Below are 896 nucleotides of genomic sequence, written 5' to 3'. Positions count from 1 at the left end.
ATCCAGCAGCGTCAGGTCGTTGGGCGGCAACCGTTACGAAGTAGCGGGCCAACTCACCATCAAGGGCCGCACGCAGGCCGTAACCGCGCCGGCTACGGTGAGCATTCAGGGCAACAACGCCAGTTTTGATGGTGCCTTCGTGATCAGGCGCGCTGATTTCACTATTGGTGAAGGAGCCTGGGCAGATTTTGGAACCGTCGCCAATGAAGTTCAGATCAGGTTCCACATCCTCGCCACCAACGGGAAATGAACGTTCAAAACCCTGTTTCGACCTCAAACCAGCAAGGAGCCATAACATGACAAGACTTACCCGTCTCGCACTAATTGCCGCAGCCATGACCTCACTCAGCGGCCCGACTCTGGCCGCCCCGGAAACCTTTATCATCGACGGCACGCACAGCTTCCCCCGCTTCTCCTACAACCACTTCGGCTACTCCAAACAGCTCAGCCGTTTCAACAAGACAAGCGGCAAGATCGTACTCGACAAGGAAGCCAAAACCGGTTCCGTCGAGGTGCTCATCGACATGAAATCCGTGGACACCGGCTACCCGGTATTCAACGAACATATCCAGGGCGAAGGTCTGCTCGATACGGAGAAATATCCCACCGCGTCCTTCAAGTCGACCAAGGTGGTTTTTCAGGGCGGAAAACCGGTGGCGGTTGAAGGCAAGCTGACCATCAAGGATGTAACCCGGCCAGTGACCCTGACCATCACTTCATTTCAGGCAATGCCACATCCGATGCTGAAGAAGGATGCCATCGGCGCCAACGCCACCACCAAAATCAGCCGCTCTGAGTTCCACGCCGGAAAGCACGCTCCCTCCGTGGGCGATGAAGTGACCATCGACATCGCTGTCGAAGCGATCAAGGAATAGCTTATTGTGGCTCGTGGAACG

At 56.0% G+C, this 896-nt stretch carries 2 protein-coding genes; both read left to right on the top strand.

What is annotated here, in order from left to right; all coding sequences use genetic code 11:
* Positions 1–250: YceI family protein (locus tag PROAA_RS13665; protein ID WP_186411866.1), on the top strand; the 250-nt coding region annotated here is incomplete at its 5' end.
* Positions 251–296: 46 nt separating this feature from the next.
* Entirely contained in the window at positions 297–875 is a 579-nt protein-coding gene (locus PROAA_RS13660) for a YceI family protein (RefSeq protein WP_186411865.1), read from the top strand.
* Positions 876–896 lie beyond the last annotated feature (21 nt).

It is taken from the genome of Candidatus Propionivibrio aalborgensis, assembly GCF_900089945.1.
Taxonomy (GTDB): Bacteria; Pseudomonadota; Gammaproteobacteria; order Burkholderiales; family Rhodocyclaceae; genus Propionivibrio; species Propionivibrio aalborgensis.
Note: the sequence above shows the minus strand (reverse complement) of the source record. Positions and strands in the feature narration are given on the sequence as shown.